Origin of the sequence: Pseudomonas sp. MAG733B, from assembly GCF_036884845.1 — a bacterium.
Lineage (GTDB): Bacteria > Pseudomonadota > Gammaproteobacteria > Pseudomonadales > Pseudomonadaceae > Aquipseudomonas.
The window spans coordinates 4178145-4202457 of sequence record NZ_CP145732.1; the positions used below are offsets into that span (position 1 = coordinate 4178145).

Below are 24313 nucleotides of genomic sequence, written 5' to 3' on the forward strand. Positions count from 1 at the left end.
AATGATGAAAGTGAAAAATGTCTCTCCTCAAGCTGACTGCTATTGCTGAGTGATAGGGAGGCCCGATGAAGACCTCCCATTTGCAGCGACCATCAGGAAGTCCCTAATCCCCGAGAGAGATCCGCCGACGCACCCGCTTCGCTGTTTTGTTGCGAATCTGACCTGGCTGTCACGTCCATCTGGTCGGTCGTTTTGGTGACGGTGTCGCGTACTGTTTCATAGCCTTCCTGGGCCTGTTTTTTCACCTTGTCGACCAAGCCTGCACTGGTACGTCCCATGTAACGCTGCTCGGTCGCGGTTGTAGGCAATGCCGCGCCAATCAGCGCGCCCAGGGCGATGCCCGCCGCGGCAACCACCAGTGGTTGTTCCTTGAGCAAGTGATTGAACTGCTGCCCCAGCACCTGGCTATTTCGCGCCAATCGATCACCGGCGTTATGCATGGCATGGCTCACGGTCTCGGTGGCCGCACCGACGTTGTCGCTCAGGTGAGTGGCCTTGTCCTTCAATGACTGATAGCCCTCTTTCAGCGAGTCGGAGGTCTGATGCATTTGTCCACGGACGCTGTCAAAGCCCTCGGCGATATCATCGACCCATTCGCCAACCTGATCCGGCCCCGTTCGATAGCCAGGTTGTGGTACTGGCGGCCGGTTCTGACTCATTATCAACCACAACAAGCCAACCGAAGTCAGCACCGCCGGTACGGGGTTGTTACGCACACTGGTGCCCAGGTTGTTCAGGAATGTCGAGCCGTTGTTCTGCATCATGCCCCACGCTTGATCAATCATCTGGCCGGGGGTGAATTTGCTTTCCAGCCGATCGACGATGTTGCCGATACTGGCCCGCTGAGCATCGATCTCGCGCTCGATCTGTTCGGGGCTTTTTTCCGCTTCGATCTCCAATTCGCTTTTCATGTGACTTTCCTCCGCAGCGCTTCCTGATCTTTATTCAGAGCGTCCAGTGTCCGGTCAGGCTTGAAGTGGGACGGCTCGAATTGTTTTTTCCCCGATTGCAACATGGCGAAGCCAATGATCACCACCACCACACCAACGATCAGCGCAGCCAGCCAGGGTGCCATGAACATGCTCAAGCCGTAGACAGCCGACATCAACAGGATGATGAAGCCCGCCAAGAGTACAATGGCGCCACCCGCCACTGCCGCAATGCCCGCCTTGAGCGTATTGAAGCTGGCTTGAAGTTCCGCCTTGGCCAACGCCAGTTCCTTGGTGAACAAGGCCGGTACCTCGCGGGATAATTGCCGCAGCAAGCCGACGACGGAAGCGTCGTCAGGTGGTGTGGCCGGTCTTGTGCCGGGAAGATCTGAATCGTCTCTGTTCATCACAGTTCTCCTTTGGCGTTGGGTGAAGCCGGCGGCATTGCCGCAGCGAAGTCAGAAGGATGATCGTGCGGATTTTGCGAGGCCGGTATGAAGCCGGAGGCCAATTCCGGCGCCGGGTCGGTATGAGACGGAACGGACGTTTCATAAGGACGCTGAGCGCCAAAACCACCCGCTGGCGGTGTTGACCTGCCCGCCGCCGGGTCGTGTTCACCCTGCATGGTCATGGCCGCAGAACTGCCTGCCTTGAGAAAGCGTGACAGGCCAAAGCCCAACGCAATACTGCCGGCAATGAACAGTGCGGGATTGCTGTGAGCCAGTTCGGCGCCGTCATGCAGAAGCTGTTCGGCGCTTTTACCGCGCAGATTTCCCGCCAGCCCGCTCATGGATTCCGCCATGTCGGTGAGGTAATCGGACATGCCGAGCGTGTCTTTATCCTCCAACTCGGAAACAAAGCTTTTCGCCCCTTGGGCCAAAGCTTCTATCTGGTCGGCAGCCGTGTCACGGTACTGCCCGAACTGAGCGTCAGCCTGTTGCCTAGCGCCGCCGAGCGCCTCCGTGACGTCATCTTTTAAATGTTGAAAACCCGGCTCAGGTTTGCCGCTCTCTGGATTACCGTTGCTGGTTCCAGCCCTGCTATCTGAAGTGTCCATATCGTCGCTCGCCTTCTGGTTGAAAACGCGTCACGGGACTTCGCAGCGGATTGCCCGAGCCCCTCATAGCAGAGGACGAGAGCGCCCGGTAGGGAGTTCAAAGAAGCTATTGATTGATGCGACGAGGGGAGCCATTTGTAACGGCTATCGGGGTCTGTCATTCACCGGTGGTCGTTAAACCAGCATCAGTTGGCTGAACCATGACCTGAATTCTTGTCAGTCCTACCCGCTCGGCCTGTTCCAAAATCTCCTCGGGTGTCGCATCGGCACTGGGCATGATCAGACTGTTTTCTCCATCTCCGAAATGTAGCTGTAGAAGGTGCATTGCTCCCTCATGGACAGGCAGCTGAACCTGCTTGAGTTCGAAGGTGTATGTACGGGGTTCGCCGTTAAAAAGGTAGTTCAAGGTGTATTCACGCATCACGATATCCTTGATACAGAAGTACTGCAGATGCACCCATACCCTCGACGTTGAGGGTATGCAGGTTGGAGATGCTTGCAGTTTCGAGCGTTCGATTTATCGCAGTACCAATCGTCGACGTCCTTGCAGATAACCTTTTAGTCATCCCGATGGAACATTGAGCTCAGCGCCGTCCTCTATCGCAACACCAGTGCACATTGAGGATGCCGCCATGATCGATCCATCGACCGGTATGAAGCCAGGCGAGCGATACGCTGTCGAAAGCCTGGAGCGCACGAAACACTTTCCAGGTTTTTTCCTTGATGGAAAGTATTACCTGGGCCCCGAGTTGATGACGGCGGTCGGATGGCTGGAAGGACAGACGTTTTTTTACGACGAGCTCGATCCTGCCGGAGAGCCGGTATTCCCGGATCGAGTCGCAGGCACGATTGAAAATCTGACGCTTAACCTCGCGGACGGCGCGCGTCTGAACCTTTACGAGGTGCGATATCACGCTCGGGAAGAACTAATGGCATCGGAGGTCGATAACCGCCCTGCTCCACTCGATCGCCAAGACTACCGGCGGCTCAACAACAAACTGGTGGTGATCACCGGGGCATCAAGTGGCATAGGTCGAGCAGCGGCTCATGCATTTGCTGACAAAGGCGCTCGCCTGGTGTTGGGTGCGCGTGACAAGGCCGCACTTGATGAAGTTGTCGAGGAATGCACGGCACGCGGCGCTTCAGCATTGGCCGTGCGCACCGATGTCACCAATAGCGAGCAGATGCGCGCTTTGGCAGATCAAGCCGCTGCCTTCGGTGACGGACGCATCGACATCTGGATCAACAATGCAGGTGTTGGTGCGGTCGGCAGCTTTGAGGAGACGCCGCTTGAAGCGCATGAACAAGTGTTGCAGACAGATCTATTGGGTTACCTGCGCGGTGCCTACGTAGCATGGCCATATTTCAAGAAACAAAAACGAGGAATCCTGATCAATACCCTGTCACTGGGTAGCTGGGTCGCACAGCCGTATGCCGCTGCCTATTCCGCCAGCAAATACGGTTTGCGCGGCCTGAGCGAAGCCCTGCGCGGTGAACTGTATGACTATCCGCAAATCCATGTCTGCGACATCTATCCAGCGGTCATGGACACGCCAGGATTTCGTGACGGTGGCAACTTCACAGGCCATGCACTGAAACCCCCGCCTCCCATTTATGACCCGCATCTCGTCGCCGAGGCCATGGTGGCTTGCGCGCTATGTCCCAGACCGAGTACTACCGTCGGCGCAGCTGCAACCCTGGCACGGATAGCGCATTTTTTGCTGCCTGGGTTTCCGTATCTATCTGGATGGTTGACTCGCCTGGGTTTGCAACACAGTCCGCAGGCTACCTCGACATCGGGCAATCTGTTTGTCCCGTCGAACGCTCAACGTCAGGTTGAAGGTGGGTGGCGAGCGAAAGCGCATCGACCCTCGCTCGCAATCGTGGTGGGTGCGACACTTGTGGTGGGTGGCTTGATGTTCGCTTTGAGTCGCCGAACGAATCAACATTGAGGACATCACCTCCGCCGTCTTCGTATCGAAAAGGCCCCATTTATTGGGGCCTTTTGCTTTGTGCAGTTTCTGTTCCCCCATGCGTGGGATGAATCAAAACCCTTCTCCCAGTACTCCTCCGCCCTCGACCCCGATCATCTAACAGGGTCGAGCCCATCGACTGTCAGTCAGCCCTTGATGTCTTTGGAAAGCATGGCTTTCGGAATCAGCAGGATCAGCACACAGCTAACGAGCAGGCAAGCGCCCAGCACATAGGTGCCGTTGTTCATGTCGCCCGTCAGTGTCTCAGCGGTGGCCGTAATCATGGAACCGGTGAACCCTGAAAGGTTGCCGATTGCGTTGATCATGCCAATGCCCGCCGCTGCGGCCACCCCGGACAACACCGTGCCCGGCAATGTCCAGAAAATTGGCATCAGGCTCAGCAAGCCTGAGGCGGAGACGCTGAGGAAGAAAATGGACACCGGCAGGTTATGGGCAAAGACGGCGCTGCAAATCAGCCCGATACCACCGATGAATGCAGGAATAGCCGCATGCAGTCGGCGCTCGCCGGTTTTGTTGGAGTGCCAGGCATTGAGTGTCATGGCGACGATGGCGGTGGAGTACGGGATTGCCGTCAGTAAACCGATGTGCAGGGTATTGGAGATACCCGTGGCCTTGATGATCGTCGGCATCCAGAACGCCAGCCCGTAAAAGCCAGTATTGAATGTCAGCAGAATCAGCACCAGCAACCACACTCGACCATTGAAGATCACATCCCGAAGGCTCGACGCCTTTGTGGTGTTTTCTCGATCGAGGTTGTTTTTGAGCATGTTCTTTTCTGCCGTCGTCAGCCACTTGGCGTTGTCAATTTTATCGACCAGCAAAGTCACCACGATAACGGCCATGATCAACGACGGGATGCCTTCGATTATCAGCATCCACTGCCAGCCGGCCATACCGTGGACACCCTGCATCGCCCCCATCAACCACCCTGACAAAATCCCGCCCAAGGTCAGGCTGATCGGCATGGCCATCAGGAAGCCCGCCATGACCCGGCTTTGCCGGTGCGTAGGAAACCAGTAGTTGAGGTAGAGAATCACCCCTGGGAAGAACCCGGCTTCGCATATCCCCAGCAGGAAGCGCAGCACGTAAAACATGGTTTCCGATTCGATGTGAAAGAACCTGGCCAGCGGTACGGTAAACGCTACAGCCATGGAGACAATGCTCCAGGTGATCATGATGCGGGCAATCCACAGGCGCGCGCCAAAGCGATGGAGGAACAGGTTGCTGGGTACTTCGAAGAGGAAATAGCCCCAGAAGAAAATGCTCGCCCCCAGCGCGTAGACGGTGTTGCTGAATTGCAGGTCGTTAAGCATGTCCAGCTTGGCAAAACCGATATTGACCCGATCCAGGTACGCCGCCATGTAGCAGAACAGCAGGATCGGCAGGATACGCAGAATGACTTTGCGGTAGGTACGATCCTCGGAGGTAAGCTCCGCCGAGCCCTCTCCTTCGAGAGGACGCTGAGATACTGATTCCATGTGTTGACCTCAAGGCATGTCGTCATGCCGATTGTTTTTGTTTTGGCTTGCGACCTTGAGTTCCTTGGGCTGACCTAAGCCAATCCGCAAGGAAAAAGGAATCTGCAAGTGACTCTGTTACCGGTAACATTTTTAATGTAGCAATTAGTTTCGGAGCAAAGCAAGCGGGCCCGGTTAAAAAAAATCAGGTGCTTTCGCGCGCCAGGATTTTGAATTCGACGACATCGAACTCCCGCGGACGTGGCAGCCCAAGGCGCTGTGCAGCAGCGCTGGCCACCAGTAATTCACCGGCGCGCCGGCCGATTCGATAGGGATCAACCGAGACGGTGGTGATCGTCGGCGTGCAATAGCGTGATACTTCGAAATCACCGAACCCGGCGATCGCGATGTCCTCGGGCACCCGTCGTCCCTGTCGATGGCATTCCATGATTGCCCCGAACGCCGACAGGTCGCTGACGCACATCACCGCGTCTGTGTCCGGCCACTTTTCCAGCAGCCGCTTCACGGACTCTCCGCCATGGCTCATGGTGATCGGCGACTCGCCATACTCCATCACCCTGGGCTCCCCTGCCCCCAACGCCGCGACAGCCTGAAGGTAGCCTTGCTGACGTTGCTGACCACGGTGGTCGAGTACCGACGCACCGCCGATGTAGCCAATCCGCCGATAACCTTGCTGATAGAGGTGTTCGTACAGTGCCGCCGCGGCGGCCGCGTTACTGAACCCGACCGATTGCTCGATCGGGTCGGCTGGAATGTCCCAGGTCTCGACAACCGGCACTTGCGCCTGGCGCAGTAGCTTACGGGTTTCGTCCAGATGCGCGCTGCCCGTCAACATCACCCCGACCGGCCGGTGGCGCAGCAGCGTACGCACCAGCAATGCCTCTTGCTCCAGGTGGTAATCCGTGTCCCCCAACAACAGGCACAAACCGTGTTCGCTGACGGCATCATTCAGGCCACGCACGGTGTCGGCAAAGTTCGAGCTCGCCAATGACGGCACCAGCGCCACGATAAATTCCGAACGTCCGGTGGCCAGGGTTCCCGCAGAGGCATCAGGCAGATAGCCGAGCGTTTCAATGGCTTCGTGGACAAGCTTTTGCGTGCGCTCTGACACGTCGCGACCGGCCAGGACCCGGGAAACCGTCATCTTCGAAACACCGGCCAGTTTGGCGACGTCGGCCATTCGCGGCGGCGTGGTGGTCTTGCCTGAATCCTCGTAACTCATGAACGTCCTGTTTTCCTGAAAATGACCGGCGGACATGGAAATCAACGCCACCAACACGGATGGTCGCAGATTATACATGGCCACTGACAGGCCCACCTCTGCTCGTTGCACGCGATTACCGTGCCCATTCGAGTATCGACATTGGGTCTTTACAAAAAAAATGTTACCGGTAACATCAAGTCATTCGAACGCCCAGGGATGCTTTTCAAAACCGGCTTTCTCGCCTCCTTCGACTGTTCATTTACCGCTGATACGCCCCTAACAAGAGATAAAACCATGCCTGAAAACACTCCTCGGTCCCTGCGAAGTCAACAATGGTTTGACGATCCAAGTCATGCGGACATGACCGCGCTCTACGTCGAACGCTTCATGAACTACGGCATGACGCGCGAGGAGTTGCAATCGGGCCGCCCCATCATCGGTATCGCCCAAACCGGTAGCGATCTCGCGCCGTGCAACCGCCATCACCTCGAACTCTCGCAGCGCACCAAAGCGGGCATTCGCGATGCCGGGGGCATTCCCATGGAATTCCCCGTGCACCCGATGGCCGAACAAACCCGGCGTCCCACTGCGGCACTGGATCGCAATCTGGCTTACCTGGGCCTGGTCGAGATTCTTCATGGGTACCCGCTCGATGGTGTGGTGCTGACGACTGGCTGCGACAAGACCACTCCCGCCTGTCTCATGGCGGCGGCGACGGTTGATCTACCGGCGATCGTATTGTCGGGCGGGCCAATGCTCGATGGACACCACAAGGGCCAGTTGATTGGCTCCGGCACGGTGCTGTGGCATGCGCGCAACCTGCTGGCCAGCGGTGAGATCGATTACGAAGGCTTCATGGAGATGACCACCGCGGCCTCGCCTTCGATCGGTCATTGCAACACCATGGGCACCGCGTTATCGATGAACGCGCTGGCCGAAGCGCTGGGCATGTCGCTGCCAGGCTGCGCGAGCATTCCGGCAGCCTATCGTGAACGCGGCCAGATGGCTTATGCCACTGGCAAGCGCATCGTCGACATGGTCCGTCAGGATGTTCGTCCTTCGCAAATCATGACCCGCGAAGCCTTTGAGAATGCCATCGCCGTGGCGTCGGCACTGGGTGCCTCGACCAATTGCCCGCCGCACCTCATCGCTATCGCGCGGCACACCGGCATCGACCTCAGCCTGGAAGACTGGCAACGCGTCGGCGAAGACGTGCCCCTGCTGGTCAATTGCATGCCCGCCGGCAAATACCTCGGTGAAGGTTTCCACCGCGCCGGCGGCGTGCCTGCCGTGATGCATGAACTGAAGAACGCCGGACGGCTGCATGAAGATTGCGCCACGGTCTCCGGCAAGACCATTGGCGAGATCGTCAGCAACGCGGCCGCCAGCGATACCGATGTGATTCACGCTTACGAAGACCCGTTGATTCAGCGAGCCGGCTTCATCGTGTTAAGCGGAAATTTCTTCGACAGCGCCATCATGAAGATGTCGGTGGTGGGCGAAGCGTTCCGTAAAACCTATCTGTCCGAACACGGCGCGGAAAACAGTTTCGAGGCCAGGGCCATCGTTTTCGAAGGCCCTGAAGACTATCAGGCCCGCATCAACGACCCAGCTCTGGACATCGACGAGCGCTGCATTCTGGTCATTCGGGGCTGCGGCACTGTGGGTTATCCGGGTAGCGCCGAAGTGGTCAACATGGCACCACCCGCAGCACTGATCAAACGTGGCATCGATTCCCTTCCCTGCCTGGGTGACGGGCGCCAAAGCGGTACATCGGCAAGTCCGTCGATTCTTAACATGTCCCCGGAAGCCGCCGTGGGTGGAGGAATAGGACTGCTGGAGACCAACGATCGTCTTCGCGTCGACCTCAATGCCCGTCGAGTCGATCTGCTGGTGGATGAAAGCGAAATGGCGCGTCGCCAGGCGGCGTTCAAACCCTCCATCCCGGCTTCGCAAACCCCGTGGCAGGAACTCTACCGACAGCAGGTCGGCCAGCTCTCCACCGGCGGTTGCCTGGAGCCCGCGACCTTGCATTTGCGGGTCATCGCACGCAGCGGCGATCCACGCCACTCCCACTGATTCGCTCTTTGCAGAGGTTAACGCCCATGTCCCAAACATCCGCTGTAACGTCATTGTCGGATCTCAACGCTCCCGCCCAAGACCTCGCTCAAGGCACGTGGATCAGTCGCGCCTGGATTCCTGGCGCCAGTGCAGGACCCGCCGTCGTGCTGCTCAAAGACGGGCAGGTTCATGACATCAGTGCCCGAGTGGCGACCGTTTCGGCGTTGCTTGAGCTTGATGATCCCGTTGCTTACCTGCGCAGCTTGCCGTTGAAAGAGCCGGTGATCAGTCTTGACGCTCTGCTCATCAACAGTGATGTATCCGCGCGCGACGAAACACGGCCGTGGTTGTTGGCTCCGATCGACTTGCAAGCCGTGAAAGCTGCCGGGGTTACCTTCGCCACCAGCATGCTTGAGCGAGTGGTCGAAGAGCAGGCCAAGGGCGACCCGGCCAAGGCCGATAGCATTCGCGCAACCCTGGTAGAGAGCATCGGTGCTGACCTCGGGCAAATCGTGCCGGGCTCTTCCCAAGCCGCCGCGCTCAAGGAAGTGCTGATAAGCCAAGGCATGTGGTCGCAGTACCTCGAAGTGGGGATTGGTCCGGATGCCGAGATCTTCACCAAAGCTCAGCCGCTGTCAGCGGTGGGCTACGGATCAGACATCGGCATTCACCCGAAATCCAGCTGGAACAATCCTGAGCCTGAAGTGGTACTGGCTGTTTCCAGCCGCGGCAAGGTACAGGGCGCAACGCTGGGTAATGACGTAAACCTTCGCGATTTCGAAGGGCGCAGTGCGTTGTTGCTTTCCAAAGCCAAAGACAACAATGCGTCGACCGCGCTTGGGCCATTTATCCGGCTGTTCGATGAAACCTTCGGCATCGAGGATGTACGCGCAGCAGAAGTCGCACTGCGTGTCGTCGGCGAGGATGGTTTCATCATGGATGGCAGCAGCTCCATGAACCAGATCAGCCGCGACCCGTTGGATCTGGTCGCTCAAACGCTTAACGAGAACCATCAGTACCCGGATGGTTTTGTGCTGTTTCTCGGCACCCTGTTTGCGCCCAAGCAAGATCGCGATCTGCCCGGCGGAGGCTTTACCCATAAAAAGGGTGACATGGTAGCCATCAGCAGCGCCAAGTTCGGCACGCTGGTCAACCGGGTGACAACAAGCGATCGCGCTCCGGCCTGGCAAATGGGTTATCTCGCCCTGCTCGACAACTTGCAAGGCCGTGGGTTGGTTTCTGCCGCGATCAAGCCACGGTAGCCAAAACGACAACTTCCATGGGCGCAGATCAACCGTTTCCTGCGGTCGATCTGCTTTCTAATCCCACACGGTCATTTCAACAGATCATTCGTGATCAATGTTTTCGGCTCCAGATACGCGCTCATCCCCCATTTGCCCATTTCGCGTCCAAGGCCTGAATGCTTGAAGCCACCGAAGGGAGCACGCGGTTCGTGGGCCAACGTGTTGATGAGCACTCGTCCCGAATCGATCTGCCGTGCGACATCCACACAGCGTTCGGGACTTTTCCCCAGCACCAGGGCGCTCAGCCCATAGTCCGTATCGTTGGCAATGCTGATCGCATCAGCGTCATCCTCGTAGGGGATGATGGTCAGCACGGGGCCGAAGATTTCCTCCCGCGCGATGCGCATCCGGTTGTTGGCATCGGTGAAGATCGTGGGCTTGACGAACCAGCCGGCATGCAAGCCTTCCGGACGACCTTCGCCACCCGCCAGCAACCTCGCGCCTTCTTCCTGGCCGATGCGGATGTAGCGCTGCACCCGCTCCCATTGTTTCTGGCTCACCATCGGGCCGATGTCGGTGTTGGCGTTGCGCGGATCGCCCGATTGAAACTGTGAGACGCCCTCCTTCGCAATCCGCTCGAACTCTGCCAGCCGCCTGCGCGGTACAAGGATGCGAGTGCCCGCGACGCAAGCCTGGCCGCTGTTGAGGAATCCGGCTTGCAGGACCAAGGGCATGACCGCCTGGAAATCCGCATCGTCCAGCACCACAGTGGGCGACTTGCCGCCCAGTTCGAGCGTTACGCGCTTCATGGTGTCTGCACCGGCCTTGACCAGATGCTGCCCGACTGCGGACGACCCTGTGAATGAGATCTTGGCAACATCGGGATGGCGGGCGATTTCCTCGCCAACCACATCGCCCCGTCCGTTGACGACATTGAATACACCCGGCGGCAGCCCCGCTTCGTGCAATGCACTGACCACGATCTGCGTCTGCAACGCGCTCATCTCGCTGGGCTTGATGACGGCGGTGCAACCTGCCGCCAGCGCGGTGGCCAGCTTGTTGCAGATGAAGCCCGCATTGCTGTTCCAGGGCGTGATCAGACCAGTCACGCCCACGGGCGTGAGAATGACCCTGGCCATGCCGACCTGTTCCTCAAAATCGAACGCCTGTAATGCATCGATCGCTTGCGCAATCACATCCGCCGGGTAAGCCGCCATCCAGCGTCCGCGAACCGAAGGCGCGCCGTATTCCACGAGAATGGCTTCCAGCAGTTCCTCCTCCTTAGCCGCCACGGCCCGGTGCATCCGTTGCAGTGCCGCGATACGCTCCTCCCGACGGGTACGAGACCAGGCCGGGAACGCAGCCTTGGCGGCTGCGATGGCACGCTGTGCATCCAGTGCATCGCCCAGCCGAACCTGACCGATGACGGCTTCGGTGCTCGGGTTGTGGAGGTCGAACCATTCCTGACCGTGCGGGATGACAAATTCGCCGTTGATGTAGATGTGATCAATGCGCTGCATGGCGCCTCCTCGTTGAAAACGACTGGCCTGAATCGAGCCTGTATGCAGCGAAGTCTATGGGGGGCTGATTGTTCCGATAAGCTATCCTTTTGCGCATGACGCATCCTTATTTTCAGGACAATCCATGCACAGAACAGGAATGACCGAGCTGGAAGTGGTGCTGGCCGTTGCGCGCCGCAACAGTTTTCGCGGCGCGGCACAGGAATTGGGCATGTCCACTACCGCTGTGAGCAGCGCGGTGGCCGGGCTGGAAGCGCGCCTGAAGGTGCGCCTGTTCAATCGCTCCACGCGCAGCGTAGCCCTCACCGACATCGGGCAACGCTATGTGGAGCGCATCGCCCCTGCGTTGGCGCAGATCAACAGTGCCGGCGAAGAGGCCAGCGTCGGCCTCGACGAACCCAGCGGCACCCTGCGCATCAATGCACCGCATGGCGCGGCCTACTTGCTGCTGGAACCGCTGTTCAAGCAGTACGCCGAGCGCTATCCCAAGGTGCGCATCGACATCGTCAGCGAATCAAACATGGTCGACATCGTCGCCGCAGGCTTCGATGCCGGAATTCGCCTGGCAGAGTCCGTGCCGCAAGACATGATTGCCGTGAGACTGTCAGATGACATCCGGATGCTTGTGGTGGCAACGCCGGAGTATCTCGAACGCCATGGCATCCCCGAACACCCGCGAGACCTCCTCACTCACCAGAGCATCGGCATGCGCATGGCCCACGGTGGCCTGTACCAGTGGGAACTGGAGCGAGACGGTGAGAAGTTGCAGATGGATCTGCCGGCGCGCTTCACCTTCAACGAGATGCTGGCCATCAAACAGGCTGTACTGCTGGGCCTTGGCATCGGGTTCATTTCCGAGTGGTTCATCCAGGAAGAACTGGCCAGCGGCGCCCTGGTGCCGGTGCTGATGCCGTGGTGCCCGTCGTTTGGCGGTTTGAGGCTTTATTACTCGGGACATCGCTTCGTGCCGGCGCGATTACGCGCGCTTATTGATCTGGCGCACGCGTTGTGACGGCCGCGATCATGGCGCTACCGAACCGACAGATCGCAGAACACTACTTCGCCACATACTTCGTGCCCCGCGAATCCCCAAGCTTTGCCTGCAACATCCCCCACTCGCGCTGAATGATGGAGTAAGGAATGAAGATGCTGATCCTCTCAGCCTTATTTATGCCGGAGTGGTTGCTCACATCGTTCAGCGTGGTTGAGTGGAAACCGATATTGATGCCGACGACACTGCCGTCACTGGTAATGACCGGCCCGCCCGACATGCCCTTGATCAGCGGGGCATCATGGATGGCATAGAGCTCACCGCTGTGTTCATCGGCGTTGACGAACGGCGTTTGATAAACCTTGCCTTTCCCGGTCGTGGTCACCAAGTAAGGACTAACCCCCACGGCCGTTATGCTTTCGCCCGCACGCGGTGCGCGCCAGGAGGGGTAGCGGCCGTTGGCCTTGTGCTGGATGAAGACCAGGTCGCAGCCTGTGCTGCAACTGTATTTGACGTTGGGAATGAACGGCATATGGCGAATGGTGACGGCGTAGTCATCGTTCCATTGCACGGCAGAGGCCATGTATACATAAGGCAGAGGAAAGCCTGAATAGACCAGGAAGTATGAATCATTAACAGGTCCCGATAAGTCGGGCTTAACGAAGCCATTGCATCCTGCAGTTAAAGCTCCTATTAGAAAGCAGGCCATGATCTTGATCATGATGGATCACCGACTTAATAGAGAGAGTACGACTGTTTTTTGTTGCCATTATTTTGTCTTTTACCGGGTTGCAGTACTCCTCGCCGCTTGCCCTAGTTCGACCTTATTTACTTATGGTTGAGTTTGCCATCACCCGTATGAACAAATCGCACTAAATCCAATCGCTTTTTGATCAACTTCACAGATTCAAATATCCGGCGCCTACGCCCGAGAAAACATCATTCCCACCTCCACATTCATTGCAACCAATCGTCATGCGCGCCGGTCGACATCGGATAGCCAGGTAATAAGTGCAGGCAGCATGGAGATCGTCAAATGATCGGAGTCATTGTCCCGGTGCACAATGAAGAGCGGCTGTTGAACAGATGCATCGAGTCACTGCTGGAGGCGGCTTTTCACCAGGACCTGGGCAATGAAGAGGTAAAAATCCTGATCGTTCTCGACGACTGCACGGACACTTCGTTGCACATCGCCCAATCCTACGGCGTGATGACGTTGACCTGCACGCATCGTAACGTCGGAAAAGCCCGGGCGCACGGAGCCGAGCACCTGTTGGGAGCGGACGCTCGCTGGCTGGCGTTCACCGATGCCGACACCGTCGTACCGGATGCGTGGCTGGCCGACCAAATCAGGTTCAACGTGGATGCTGTTTGCGGTCTGGTTGAAGTCAGCGACTGGTCTGAACATCCACAGAGAGTGCGTGAGCGCTACCACGCCAGTTACCACACCGTTGACGGACACCGGCATATCCATGGCGCAAATCTTGGCGTCTCCTCAGCGGCTTATCGCAAGGCTGGAGGCTTTCAGTCCCTGCCTGCTCACGAAGACGTGCAACTGGTGGCCGATCTGGAGCGTAGCGGCGCAAGCATCATGTGGACAGCGAGCAATCGGGTGACGACCAGCGCGCGCAAGAACTGCCGCTGCCGGGAAGGGTTTGGCGATTACCTGAAGTCGTTGGCGCTGTAACTAGTCGAAGGTCTCGGCAAGGTCAATCGAATGCGGCGAGCGGCTCCAGTATTCCAGGACAAAATCTGCTTCTTCATGACGAACCAGACGATGCAGGTGCAGGCGCTCCGCAAGTGCCGAATGAACGTCGCGGCCGTCCTGTGAACACCCGTCAATCGGGTGCAACCAATGACAGGCCAGAACGCCACCCTCCGGGCTCAGGCTGAGTAATGTTTTTTCGATCACCTGGTGCCACGCCTTGGCATCCAGAAAGTACCCAACTTCGCTCAATACGATCAGATCAAACAGGCCGTGGGGCCAGTCTTCTGGAATGCTCGCCTGCTCGACGCGAACGTGGGGGAGTTGACGCAATCGATGTTGTGAAAGCGTCACGGCCTTGTCATTGAGGTCCTGACACAGCAGCGACTCACAGCGCTCGGCCAGCATCGCACTCAGCTCACCGTTGGCGCAGGCGGGTTCGAAAACACGCTGATAACGCTGGCGTGGCAGCATGGCCAACATCAGGTCACGTTTGCGTTTCTCATACCAGCGCGTACGGAAAGACCAAGGGTCGTCACTGGCGTTGAACAGTTGTTGGAAGTAGTCAGGCGACATGCTCATAGAAACACCAGTTCAAAGGGCTGCAAGAGTCGTTCGATAGTTTGTTGATCAAGCACTGCCGGGGTTTGGCCATCTGTAGTGACCTGAGAGACATGGGCGTTGATAGCGCGGCGCTTTTTCGCTAATACCGGCGCATCAAGCATTAACTTGCGTGCGCGCGCCCAGGGAATTCTTGGATCATTGGGTCGCGCCCAATGCCATGCCCAGATCGGCACTTCGATCAAACAGGCTTTGCGCTGTGACGCCGCAAAGGCCGCTGCCCTGCCGGTCGCTTCGTGATCGCAATGTCCATCGAGTCGCCAGGTCGATATCAGCCGATCTCCCGGGCGTATGACTTCCAATAGTTGCTCGACCAACTGGTCTTCCTGCCCGGCTACAGCGCTATCCGGGAAACCCAATCGTTGCCAGTCCAAGGCATTGGCATCGAGCCCCAAGCAGTCGACGGCGCGCAAGCTTTCCAGCGGACGCTGTTGACGAAGCCGTGACGGTGTCCGCTCCTGCGAACATGGATGACTGGCTTCGCCATCGGTGACCGCAAGCATCACCACATCGGCCTCCCGGCCCCTCATTCCGGCCAGGATGCCTGCGCAGCCAAGGACTTCATCGTCAGGGTGAGGTGCGATCACAATCAGGCGATGGCCCGTGGGGATCAGTTGCTGGTGGATTATGGTCGGCACACACGCCAGCGAGTGGCTGGCCTGCCATTCAGCCAGCGTCGTACCCGCGCCACGGATGAGATTTTCCGCTTCAGCGCACTTCACAATATCCACCCATCAACGCCATGAGCAGCGATCAGTTCACCGAGCGCCGCAAGATCTTTCTCCGCGTGACTTTGCCGGATGAACACCGGCAGATCGGCGGCGAGCCTGGCGAAGTGAGCGTTACGACAAAATGGCGTGGCACCGAGAGCGCGCCCCACATGCTCAAGCACGCCGTTGACCGTTGTTTCCACTTGGGCACGTAATCGCCGCACAGGTATCTCAGCCGACCGTCGAGGGTTGGCATCGATCCACGTTGCGGTTTCTCTCAAGGACGCCGAGGCCGCGCACAACGCTGCATCGACAGCGCCAAGGTGAGCGGCGGCATGCGCATCGTGATGGGGCTGACGACAGTGTTCCCGAAGATAACCGGCAAGCGCACAGGCCGCGCCGTACCAACAGGCAGCGATGCCCCCGCCGCCCTGCCAAAAACCGGGTCGACCCACATACTGACCCGGCAACCCGACACATCGACCCAACGCACCTTCGAACTCGACATCAACGCTGGCCGTACTGCCCATGCCAACTGCCTGCCAACTTTCACCCACAGTGCTGATGCCCGACTGACGCAAATCCACCGCGACCAGTTGTGGTCGATGTTGCTCATCCCACGCGGTCAACAGGGCCCGATCAAGCATGGGCGCACCGGAACACCAGGCTTTGCGCCCCTGCAAGTACACCTGATCTGCCTGGCGATCAACGATGTTGACCCGGGCAAAATGCGGTTCGGCAGCCCAAGTGCCCCAGGCGCCGGCGGCGATGGGTGCGTCGGGCTCAAGCTCCGTCATGATCGCCAGCGCATCGGTATGGCCTTCGAACAGTTTGACCAAGGCCAGATCGCTCGCGGAGACAGCGGCCAACATCCCCCATCGTTCCAGTGTTTGACCTTGTCCAGGCATAGGCAGGACTGTTGATCCGCAGTCGATGAGTTCCTGCATCATCTGTTGTAGCGCACTGTCCGGCGCGGGAGTCGCGGGCCGAGAGGCAAACGTGTCCAGCAGATTTTCAAAGATGGCGGAGCTGCTCATGGCCCATTCTCCGGTTCTGAACTTGCTATGGGGTGTTCTTGATGTTCAGAGGTAGGTGACACGTCGACAGTTCCAACGCATTGCGCAGCGCTGCACCGCTCGCCGTATTGTCGAAAATGCACCAGACGGTCACGCCCTCGGCAGCTACAAGCCGCAGTTGATTCGCAAGGTTCTGCAAATAGGGTTGGTCATAGGCGCTGTAGTAAATGCGCGGCGAACCATGCAGTCGCCAATACTGCACTTCAGGTGCTCCGGCCGGTAATGAGTCGGTGCTGATGCGTGACGGATCGACTGCCGCCTGGGTAATCCGATACTCCATCAGCAAAGGGGCGGCACCCACCCAGGATTCGTGCCGGGGCTCCAGAATGACCGCCCCGGAATATTGCGCCTTCAGCACCCTGAAGAAGCTTTCTGCAACCGATTCGTCAAATACCAGCGACGGTGGTAGCTGTACCAGCAAGCCACCCAAACGCTCACCCAATCCGCAGCATTGACCGAGGAATTCGTCCAGCGGCTGTTCACAGTTCACTAAACGCAGTTCGTGGGTGATGTGCTTGGGTACTTTTACGCAAAACCGAAACATTTGCGGCACCGACTCGGCCCAGCGGGCGTAAGTCTGATGACGGTGCGGTCGATAAAACGAGCTGTTGATTTCTACGCAATTCAATGTCGAGCCATAGCGTTGCAGATGCGTGCCTTCAACCGGAAACGCCGCCGCCTGTTCGCGCCCCACACTCCAGCCTGCGCAGCCAATGTAGATCGGCAGATCACTCAAAGGATGACCCTCGCTATTTTTTGCGCGGCAACACGGCTCCCAATACCTGCTTGGCGGTTTGCACAATCACACCGGCCTCATCCGGATCGCCCCTGAGCAACGTCGTGGCGAACTTTTTCGCTTGCTCAAGCTTGATGTGCGGGGGGAGCGGCGGCACATTCGGATCGGTCTTGAACTCGATCAACACGGGTACGTCGGACGCCAACGCCTGTTCCCAGGCACCCGCAACGTCTTCTTCGCGCTCGACAAAAATGCCCTTCAAGCCGATGGAAATGGCGAAAAGGTGATACGGGACGTCGGGAATGTTTTGCGAGGCTTCAAACTTTGGATCGCCTTCCATGACCCGCTGCTCCCACGTCACCTGATTGAGGTCTTCGTTATTGAACACGGCGCAGATCCATTTGGGGCTTTCCCATTGCCGCCAGTATTTGGCCACGGTGATGAGCTCGGCCATATTGCTCATTTGCATCGCACCATCGCCGACCAAGGCAATCACTGCGCGTTGCGGGAAGGCAAACTTAGCGGCAATCGCATAAGGCACGGCGGCGCCCATCGAGGCCAGCCCACCCGATAGCGAGCATTTCATGCCGCGACGGATCTTCAGGTCACGGGCGTACCAATTGGCACATGAGCCCGAATCGCTGGTGATGATCGCCAGCTCCGGAAGTCGTGGTGAAAGCTCGAAAACCACCCGCTGGGGATTGATCGGCGAGGCTTTTACCATCGCGCGTTTTTCCAGGGTTTTCTCCCAACTGCTGCGCCAGCCTTCGACCTTTTTCCGCCACTTGCGAGACGTCTTGTGTTCCAGCAAGGGCAGTAACGCCGCGAGCGTCTCGCCGGCATCGCCCACCAGATTCACTTCCATCGGATAACGCAAGCTGAGCATGTCGGGCTGCAAATCGATCTGCACCCCGCGTGCCTGCCCTTCTTTTGGCAAGAACTCCGAATAGGGAAATCCGGAACCGATCATCAGCAAGGTGTCGCATTCGGTCATCAGCTTGTAGCTGGGCTCGGTGCCGAGCAACCCGATGCTGCCGGTGACCCAAGGCAGTTCGTCAGGCAGCGCCGCTTTGCCGAGCAAGGCCTTGGCCACGCCGGCTCCGAGTATTTCCGCTACCGCGATTACTTGATCGGTTGCCTGCAAGGCACCGGCGCCGACCAGTATTGCAACCTTCTCCCCTGCATTGAGTACTTCGGCTGCCCGTTGCAAATCCGCTTCATAAGGCAGCACTTTCGGCTTGCTGTAACCGACCCCGGAATGCACCGTGCCATGCGCCCTGCCCGGCGCTTCATACTCGGCGTCCTGCAGGTCATTGGGCAGGATAATCGCGGTGACGCGACGCTCGCCAAGCGAGGTGCGCACCGCGCGGTCAACCAGGTGTCGGACTTGCGCGGGCACCGAAGCTTGTTGCACGAAAGCACCGGCGACATCCTTGAACATCGACAGCAGATCAAGCTCTTGCTGGTAGTGACCGCCGAGCGCTGCGCGAGCCTGCTGGCCGACAATCGCCAAGACAGGCATGTGATCCATCCGCGCATCGTAGAGCCCGGTGATCAGGTGAGAAGCGCCAGGGCCGGAAGTGGCGATGCACACGCCAAGCTCGCCGGTGAACTTGGCGTGCGCCGACGCCATGAACGCGGCCATTTCTTCGTGCCGGGCCTGGATGAATTCGATTTTCCCCTGCGCTCGGCTCAGGGCGCCGAACACCCCGTTTATGCCATCCCCCGGATAACCAAAAATCCTCGTCACGCCCCATTGGCTGAGCCGCTCGACCAGAAAATCCCCCACTGTCATCGTCATGTCGTTGTTCGCCTGTAACCGATCCATAAACGTTCCCGACGGGACATGCCAGCGGGAGGTGTAAAGGTCTGGACAGTCAGGCCAACTTTGAAGTTCGAACAAAAACGCCTGAAACCGACCTCTGCCGGATCGGCCAGCGTTCAACCTTCAGTCCCGAACGGGATGAACCTTGCCACTGAAAACCCTGAATCCATAGGTGTTGTAGATGAGCGTCACCGGTATCAATACGGCAAATCCAACCAACATGAATACCTGACTGACGGGACTGGAGGCAGCGGCTTGCAGGGTCAGGTTAGGCGGGACAATCAGTGGAAAAAGCGCTGCAATCATCATGGCGAAGGCCAGGACAAAGATGCCCAGCGCGGCAAACAACGGCAGATAATCCCGCCGGCTCCAGCAGCCCAGGATGAAGCCGACCGTCAGGATGAAAAACAACGCGGCGCCAGGCATCCAGACAAACGTGTCGGACAGCCGCTGCGCATACCGAACATCCAGTTTCGCCGTCCAGACGACCAACACCGCCAGCAGCGCGATGGTCACGACGGCCAGGCTTTTTGCCTGGCGCTTTGAGCGCTGCTGGAGTTCATCCTCAGTGCGCCAATAGAGCCAGCACGCCCCCAGCCATGTGTAACCCACCACCAGCACTGCACCACAAAACAGTGGAAACGGTCCCATCCACTCTCGCCCGTCCCCGGTGTATTGCGCGCCGTTATTCGGCAGCCCTTGAACCAGCGTACCGAGGACAATTCCCTGTGTTCCGCCGACGAGTAACGAAGCACACATCAGCAAGCCGTCAACACAACGCTTGATGGTTTGATCAGGCACATAGTCGCGAAACTCCAGCGCGACCGCACGAACAATCAAAGCCAGAAACATCACAATGAATGGCAGATACAGCGCCGGAAGCAAGATCGCATAGGCCATTGGAAAAAGCGCCAACAGACCACCGCCGCCCAGCACCAGCCAGGTCTCATTGGCGTCCCAGATCGGCAAGATGGTCACCGCCATGGCCCGCCGTTGTTTGCTACAACGGGTGAACCCTAGAAGAACTCCCACCCCAAGATCCGTGCCGTCGAGCAGGACATAGTTCAACACTGAGAACGCCAGGGCTGCGGCGGATAGCAGGGTTATCCAGTCATTGCCCCACATGGGTTCGCCCCCTCAAGAGTCGCCGGTCTCATCCGCCAGCGTGGGTTGCGGGCCAGGTTCGTCCTCCTGCGCAGGTTTGCGCAGGATTCGTAAAAGCACCCAAAGCCCGATGCCGAAGATCAACAGATAAAAGCCGAGGATCGACCACGTCGATGCAATCACCTGCCGATGCGAAATCGAGGACAGACTGTCGGCCGTGCGCAACAAACCGTAAACCGTGAACGGTTGGCGGCCCACCTCCGTCACCACCCAGCCACTGAGCATGGCCAGAAAACCGGCGGGAGCCAACAACACGCAACCTCGCATCATCCAGCGAGCACCGAACAGCCGTTGCCGGCGACGCAGCACCCAACTGACCAAGCCCTGCCCCAGCATCAGCAGACCTAGCCCGACCATGAATCGAAAAGCGAAAAATACAATCGGCACGGGCGGGATATCCTGGGGCGCAAATTCATCCAGCGCAGCGATGGTGCCCGTCAGGTTGTAGCGCAGATACAGCGAGCCGACTCGAGGGATCGCCAATTCCCAGTGATTGCGCCGCTCATCCATATCCGGCACGGCAAACAGACGCATCGGCTCGCCCGCTCCTTCTGGCGGACGTGTCCAGGAGCCTTCGATTGCGGCCACCTTCTGCGGCTGCACGGCGAGGCTGTGCTCAGCGTGGAAATGCCCGACGACAATTTGCGCCGGTGCAAGCACAAGGATTGTCCATAGCGCCATGGAGTACTGGAGGCGAGCTCGCGGGTTTTCAGGCTCCTTCAGCAACTGCCATGCACTGGCTCCGGCCACCAGCGTGGCGGTGCCGAGCATCGCCGCCAATGTCATGTGCACCAGTCGATACGGAAACGATGGATTGAAGATAATCGCCCACCAATCCTGCGCTATAAAACGGCCATCGGCGCCGATGGAGAAACCGGCCGGGGTCTGCATCCAGGAATTGGCCGAGAGGATCCAGAAAGCACTTATCAACGACCCGGCTGCGACGGCGCAGGTGGCGAAGAAATGCACGCGCGGGCCTACTTTCTTCAACCCGAACAGCATGATTCCCAGGAAGCCAGCCTCCAGGAAGAAAGCGGCCAGCACTTCATAGAACATCAACGGGCCAAGGATATCTCCGGCCTGGGTCGAAAGCCGCGACCAGTTGAGCCCGAACTGATATTCCAGAATCAGCCCCGAGGCCGTGCCCACCGCTACGGTAAGGGCAAATATTTTCAACCAGTAGCGATAGACATCCAGGTAGATCTTTCTTCCACGCAACAGCCACAGGCCTTCGAGCACCATGAGAAAATTGGCCAGACCGATGGTGAGTGCTGCCAGCACGATATGAAAACTGATGGTGATCGCGAACTGGGCACGCGCAGCCAGAAGCGCCGACTCGACAGCTTCCATAAAGGTCACTCGTGTTGAGCAGTGTCACGGTAGAACATCGTAAACGCCCGGATGTTCAAGCCACGCGACATGAGGCAGGCTTTTGCAAATATCTTCGAATCGAGTTTGTGCCTATTTCAATCAAGCCCCGAGATAAATCGGGGCTTGACCAGACTCACACCGCATCAGGATTTACGGCCTCCTCCGTCGCTGTGTTCGCCTCCCTTACGCCCCGCTTCAGAAGCCTTGTCGCGGTCATCGGCAAAATTGCCGCCGCGCCCGGTTCCCTGGCCACCGCCAGTGGATTGATCAGCGTCGGTTGATTGCCGCCCACCCGATGCCTGACCACCTTTTTGCCCAGGTTTGTTCATGTTTTCCTTATCGTCAGCAAATTCGCCTCCGCGATTGCCTTGCCCACCTCCTGACATACGATCGGCATCGCGCGATTGTTGTCCGCCTGAAGCCTGGCCGCCTTTCTTGCCAGCTTCAGAAGCCTTGTCTCGGTCATTGGAAAAATTGCCGGGATTGTTATTTCCTGTATTGGCCATTTTCATTCACCTCTTACATCGTTAGTACGAGCGTTCGCCCGTGTAATTCGGAGGATGCAGAAAATCGAAAGTTTGGAAAAAACATCAAGCTTGCGACGAGCGGATTCGCATCGTTAGTTCCATTGAAAACAAAGGCTTTAGACTGGCGGTGCGGTTCGTCGGAGTGCGTGATTCAAGCCGTTTTTTTCGCTGAAAACGGTGAATATTTACTAGACTCATTAGCTCAAAAGAAGGTTTACAAACGCCGAAATTCGGAGATCAATCGATGACCGAGCATATCGTGCACTTTCACTGTCAGATCGACCAGGCAACGACCGAACGCTTCAGGGATTGTTGTCTTGAAGCGATCGATCAAGGCGCCACGTCGTTGCTGCTGAACCTGTCTACGTCCGGCGGCAGCACAAACTTCGGCTTTACCCTCTACACCTTTCTGAAGTCGTTGCCTGTGCCACTGTGTGCGATCAACGCCGGAAACATCGAGTCGATGGGCATCATCATGTTTCTGGCTGCGGGACGCCGCATCACTTCACCGCATTCGCGCTTCCTGATTCACCCGATGAACTGGTATTTCAGCCAGAAATCCGTTGACCACCAACGCCTGCGCGAATACCTGTCGAGCCTCGACAACGACCTCGCACGCTATGTCCAGATTTACTCGCTGGAAACCGCTGATGCGGCGACCAAACTCGATATTTTCCACTGCCTGTCAGCCGAGGAAAAAGTGATCGCCGCGCACGAGTCCCTGGCCTACGGCATTGCCCACGAGATGAAGCAGATGGTCTTCGCCGACGATGTCAAACACTGGAAAGTCAGTGGTGGATGATCAGCCTACAAACTGGGAACCCCGCGATCGGCGAACACCACACCCGGTTCAATTGACTCAGTCAACGGTTCCACTGGCGCGCCGGGAATCAGTATGACCTTGCGGCAGTCCTCCTGGCGTTTGTCGAATATTTCATAGCCTTGGGCGACGTTCTCCAGGGACATTCTGTGAGTGATGATTTCCTCAGGACGCAGATGACCCAGTTCAATATGCTCAAGCAGTTCGGGCAGATACCGTTGCACGTGCGTCTGGCCCATCTTGAATGTCAGCCCTTTATCGAACGCATCTCCGAACAGAAAGCCATGGATGAATCCCGCGTAGACCCCCGGCACACTCACCACGCCACCGCGCCTTACAGCGGCAATGCATTGGCGCAACGCTTTACCGCTACTGCCTTCTAGTTTCAGCGTCGCCAGCACGGTTTCGGTCGTGCTGCCCTTGGCTTCGAAGCCCACCGCATCGATCACCGCGTCCACGCCGCGCATACCCGGTGTCTGCCGAATCAAGGAGTCAGCCGGATCATCATCGTCATCGAAGTTGATCGGGATGACTCCGTAGGTTTTCCTGGCATAGGCGAGTCGGTATTCATGGTGATCAATCATGAAGATCTGTTCGGCGCCGAGCATTCGCGCGCACGCTGCGCTCAACAACCCAACCGGCCCGGCGCCGAAAATCGCCAGACTCGACCCTTTGCCGATCTGCGCATTGATCACCGCCTGCCAGGCGGTAGGCAGAATGTCGGATAGAAAAAGCACCTTTTCGTCTGCCAGCGTGCCAGGCACCTTGAACGGCCCGGTGTTGGCTTTCGGCACCCGGACCAGTTCGGCCTGCCCCCCGGGAATGCCTCCATACAACCGGCTGTAGCCAAATAATGCGGCACCCGGCGGGATGGATTTCTTGTTCAGATTGGCACCGCGTCCGTCGTTGGTGGTTTCGCAGGCGGCGTACAGTTGCTGCTGGCAAAAGAAACAGTCACCACAAGCAATGACAAAAGGAATGACGACGCGATCCCCGCGTTGCACCTGGGTCACCGAACGCCCGGTGTCTTCGACGATGCCCATGAATTCATGGCCGAAAATGTCGCCGTGTTCGACGGTGGGAATCTTGCCGCGATACAGGTGCAGATCGGAACCGCAAATTGCAGTGGCCGTGACACGCAAAATAATGTCGTCGGGTTGCTCGATGATCGGATCCGGAACGGTTTCAATCCTGACCTTGTGGGCGCCGTGGTAAGTCATTGCTCGCATGTCGTCACTCCTCGGTTAACGTAGAGATCGCTTTTGAATAAGGGCAATGAC

At 58.0% G+C, this 24313-nt stretch carries 23 protein-coding genes; 6 read left to right on the forward strand and 17 right to left on the reverse strand.

The window, feature by feature from the left end:
• Positions 1-92: 92 nt before the first annotated feature.
• The 4 genes from V6Z53_RS19070 to V6Z53_RS19085 form a co-directional block, all read right to left on the reverse strand.
• Entirely contained in the window at positions 93-911 is an 819-nt protein-coding gene (locus tag V6Z53_RS19070) for a DUF3618 domain-containing protein (RefSeq protein WP_338581165.1), read from the reverse strand.
• The gene (locus tag V6Z53_RS19075) at positions 908-1336 is read right to left on the reverse strand and encodes a phage holin family protein (RefSeq protein WP_338581166.1); all 429 of its coding nucleotides are present in this window, start codon (positions 1334-1336) and stop codon (positions 908-910) included. Before V6Z53_RS19075 ends, V6Z53_RS19070 begins: the two co-directional genes overlap by 4 nt.
• Complete coding sequence (locus V6Z53_RS19080; RefSeq protein ID WP_338581167.1) at positions 1336-1986, reverse strand: hypothetical protein; 651 nt, start codon at positions 1984-1986, stop codon at positions 1336-1338. Before V6Z53_RS19080 ends, V6Z53_RS19075 begins: the two co-directional genes overlap by 1 nt.
• A gap of 157 nt (positions 1987-2143) precedes the next feature.
• Entirely contained in the window at positions 2144-2407 is a 264-nt protein-coding gene (locus V6Z53_RS19085; RefSeq protein ID WP_338581168.1) for a hypothetical protein, read from the reverse strand.
• A 211-nt stretch (positions 2408-2618) separates the two neighbouring features.
• Here V6Z53_RS19085 and V6Z53_RS19090 point away from each other — a divergent pair, with 211 nt between their 5' ends.
• Positions 2619-3938 carry an SDR family oxidoreductase gene (locus V6Z53_RS19090; RefSeq protein WP_338581169.1) on the forward strand — a complete coding sequence of 440 codons (1320 nt, stop codon included), beginning with the start codon at positions 2619-2621 and terminating at the stop codon, positions 3936-3938.
• A 167-nt stretch (positions 3939-4105) separates the two neighbouring features.
• On the opposite strand, the gene V6Z53_RS19095 is transcribed toward V6Z53_RS19090, so the two are convergent.
• Both V6Z53_RS19095 and V6Z53_RS19100 read right to left on the reverse strand, forming a co-directional pair.
• Positions 4106-5458, reverse strand: coding sequence for an MFS transporter (locus tag V6Z53_RS19095; protein ID WP_338581170.1), 1353 nt, complete (start codon positions 5456-5458; stop codon positions 4106-4108).
• A 184-nt stretch (positions 5459-5642) separates the two neighbouring features.
• On the reverse strand, positions 5643-6758 hold the full coding sequence (locus tag V6Z53_RS19100; RefSeq protein WP_338586523.1) for a LacI family DNA-binding transcriptional regulator: 1116 nt from the start codon (positions 6756-6758) through the stop codon (positions 5643-5645).
• Positions 6759-6956: 198 nt separating this feature from the next.
• Between V6Z53_RS19100 and V6Z53_RS19105 the strand changes: the two genes are divergently transcribed.
• Together V6Z53_RS19105 and V6Z53_RS19110 are read left to right on the forward strand one after the other, a co-directional pair.
• Positions 6957-8741: an IlvD/Edd family dehydratase gene (locus tag V6Z53_RS19105; RefSeq protein WP_338581171.1), complete on the forward strand. Its 1785-nt coding sequence runs from the start codon at positions 6957-6959 to the stop codon at positions 8739-8741.
• A gap of 26 nt (positions 8742-8767) precedes the next feature.
• Entirely contained in the window at positions 8768-9985 is a 1218-nt protein-coding gene (locus V6Z53_RS19110; RefSeq protein ID WP_338581172.1) for a fumarylacetoacetate hydrolase family protein, read from the forward strand.
• Between the two features lie 71 nt (positions 9986-10056).
• On the opposite strand, the gene V6Z53_RS19115 is transcribed toward V6Z53_RS19110, so the two are convergent.
• The gene (locus V6Z53_RS19115) at positions 10057-11487 is read right to left on the reverse strand and encodes an aldehyde dehydrogenase family protein (protein ID WP_338581173.1); all 1431 of its coding nucleotides are present in this window, start codon (positions 11485-11487) and stop codon (positions 10057-10059) included.
• 124 nt (positions 11488-11611) lie between these two features.
• On the opposite strand from V6Z53_RS19115, the gene V6Z53_RS19120 reads away from it, so the two are divergent.
• A complete protein-coding gene (locus V6Z53_RS19120; RefSeq protein ID WP_338581174.1) occupies positions 11612-12499 on the forward strand; it encodes a LysR family transcriptional regulator in 888 nt (295 codons plus the stop codon).
• Positions 12500-12542: 43 nt separating this feature from the next.
• On the opposite strand, the gene V6Z53_RS19125 is transcribed toward V6Z53_RS19120, so the two are convergent.
• Positions 12543-13199, reverse strand: a complete 657-nt coding sequence (locus V6Z53_RS19125; RefSeq protein WP_338581175.1) for a trypsin-like peptidase domain-containing protein — start codon at positions 13197-13199, stop codon at positions 12543-12545.
• A 315-nt stretch (positions 13200-13514) separates the two neighbouring features.
• Between V6Z53_RS19125 and V6Z53_RS19130 the strand changes: the two genes are divergently transcribed.
• Positions 13515-14165, forward strand: a complete 651-nt coding sequence (locus V6Z53_RS19130; RefSeq protein ID WP_338581176.1) for a glycosyltransferase family A protein — start codon at positions 13515-13517, stop codon at positions 14163-14165.
• On the opposite strand, the gene V6Z53_RS19135 is transcribed toward V6Z53_RS19130, so the two are convergent.
• From V6Z53_RS19135 to V6Z53_RS19170, 8 genes are all read right to left on the reverse strand, one after another.
• The gene (locus tag V6Z53_RS19135; protein ID WP_338581177.1) at positions 14166-14765 is read right to left on the reverse strand and encodes an SAM-dependent methyltransferase; all 600 of its coding nucleotides are present in this window, start codon (positions 14763-14765) and stop codon (positions 14166-14168) included.
• Positions 14762-15535: a PIG-L family deacetylase gene (locus V6Z53_RS19140; protein ID WP_338581178.1), complete on the reverse strand. Its 774-nt coding sequence runs from the start codon at positions 15533-15535 to the stop codon at positions 14762-14764. Before V6Z53_RS19140 ends, V6Z53_RS19135 begins: the two co-directional genes overlap by 4 nt.
• Positions 15523-16551 carry an acyl-CoA dehydrogenase gene (locus V6Z53_RS19145; RefSeq protein WP_338581179.1) on the reverse strand — a complete coding sequence of 343 codons (1029 nt, stop codon included), beginning with the start codon at positions 16549-16551 and terminating at the stop codon, positions 15523-15525. Before V6Z53_RS19145 ends, V6Z53_RS19140 begins: the two co-directional genes overlap by 13 nt.
• Before the next feature lie 25 nt (positions 16552-16576).
• Positions 16577-17326, reverse strand: a complete 750-nt coding sequence (locus tag V6Z53_RS19150) for a DUF72 domain-containing protein (protein ID WP_338581180.1) — start codon at positions 17324-17326, stop codon at positions 16577-16579.
• 13 nt (positions 17327-17339) lie between these two features.
• A complete protein-coding gene (locus tag V6Z53_RS19155; RefSeq protein ID WP_338581181.1) occupies positions 17340-19127 on the reverse strand; it encodes a thiamine pyrophosphate-requiring protein in 1788 nt (595 codons plus the stop codon).
• Between the two features lie 147 nt (positions 19128-19274).
• Positions 19275-20276: a cytochrome d ubiquinol oxidase subunit II gene (cydB, locus tag V6Z53_RS19160; protein WP_338581182.1), complete on the reverse strand. Its 1002-nt coding sequence runs from the start codon at positions 20274-20276 to the stop codon at positions 19275-19277.
• A gap of 12 nt (positions 20277-20288) precedes the next feature.
• On the reverse strand, positions 20289-21665 hold the full coding sequence (locus V6Z53_RS19165) for a cytochrome ubiquinol oxidase subunit I (protein WP_338581183.1): 1377 nt from the start codon (positions 21663-21665) through the stop codon (positions 20289-20291).
• A gap of 164 nt (positions 21666-21829) precedes the next feature.
• Complete coding sequence (locus tag V6Z53_RS19170; RefSeq protein ID WP_338586524.1) at positions 21830-22192, reverse strand: KGG domain-containing protein; 363 nt, start codon at positions 22190-22192, stop codon at positions 21830-21832.
• Between the two features lie 265 nt (positions 22193-22457).
• Here V6Z53_RS19170 and V6Z53_RS19175 point away from each other — a divergent pair, with 265 nt between their 5' ends.
• Positions 22458-23015, forward strand: a complete 558-nt coding sequence (locus V6Z53_RS19175) for an ATP-dependent Clp protease proteolytic subunit (protein ID WP_338581185.1) — start codon at positions 22458-22460, stop codon at positions 23013-23015.
• 5 nt (positions 23016-23020) lie between these two features.
• Here V6Z53_RS19175 and V6Z53_RS19180 read toward each other — a convergent pair whose 3' ends face one another.
• Complete coding sequence (locus tag V6Z53_RS19180) at positions 23021-24262, reverse strand: zinc-dependent alcohol dehydrogenase (RefSeq protein ID WP_338581186.1); 1242 nt, start codon at positions 24260-24262, stop codon at positions 23021-23023.
• Positions 24263-24313: the final 51 nt, after the last annotated feature.